Annotated in this window: 1 protein-coding gene and 1 pseudogene; both read right to left on the bottom strand. The window is 70.1% G+C overall.

Annotated features, from left to right (window positions below):
• A pseudogene (locus tag G3N61_RS39215) lies at window positions 1–143 on the bottom strand (efflux transporter periplasmic adaptor subunit); the annotation flags it as partial.
• A 231-nt stretch (window positions 144–374) separates the two neighbouring features.
• Window positions 375–913 (bottom strand): LysR substrate-binding domain-containing protein (locus G3N61_RS39210; protein WP_241018146.1); only part of this gene is annotated, 539 nt, incomplete at its 5' end.

The following is a 913-nucleotide window of genomic DNA, read 5'->3' as shown; positions in this document are numbered from 1 at the left end:
GGCACGGCCTGCGGCTGGACGGTGACGACGCCGACTTCCGGCGTTTGCGGCGGCGGTGCCGATTCTTTTTTTCCGCACGCGGCCAGGAAAACGGCGGCCGTTGCAGCAGTGATTAAGCGGTATGGAACCCGTTCGACGCGCATGGAGCGACCTCTCACAAATAGACGACCTTCAATGGGAATCACCAGATCTCCTCGTGACCTGCACGCGCGGCCGGAATGCTGTCGCTTCCTGTTTGCCGCGGATGCGGTCGCGTATGTCGGGCGTGCGTTGCGCCCTGCGGAGCGTTCGTTCGTCGAACTGCTTCCGTGGAAAAAGAACCATGAGCCCGCGGCCCTGGCCGGTGCGCGTTGCCGCGACGGCCAACCGGGCCGCTAGCGCGCGGGCCGGAACGCGGCGCCGGCGAACTCGATGAAGGCGCGTGCAGCGGCCGGCAGATGCGCGGTGCGCGCATGCGCGAGCTTCAGCGTGACGGGCGCGAGCGGGCGAACCGGTGCAACGCGCACCAGCGTGCCGGCCGCCAGATCGGCGTCGACGAGATACGCGGGCAGCACCGCGGCGCCCATGCCGGCGACGGCCAGCCGCCGTGCCATCTCGAGATGGCCGACGCCCGGACTGCCGCCGGGCGTCGCATCGGGTCGAAGCGCAGCCGCATCGTCGTCGCCGGCCGCCGGCAGATCGAGCCGAACGGCCGCAATGTCCGGCCAGTCGCCCGACGCGGCCGCACCGCCGTGCGCGGCGACATAACCCGGCGCCGCGACGCGCACGGATTCGTACGCGGCCAACGTGTGCAGCGCGTGTGCCCCGGACACCGGCATGCCGTCGGTCAGGAACGCGACATCGATGGCTTCGGACGTCAGATCGACATGGGTATCGGTCAGCGTCACGGTCGGCCGCACGTCCGGAAACCGGT

Source organism: Burkholderia sp. Ac-20349, from assembly GCF_017104865.1.
Taxonomy (GTDB): domain Bacteria; phylum Pseudomonadota; class Gammaproteobacteria; order Burkholderiales; family Burkholderiaceae; genus Burkholderia; species Burkholderia aenigmatica.
Note: the sequence above shows the minus strand (reverse complement) of the source record. Positions and strands in the feature narration are given on the sequence as shown.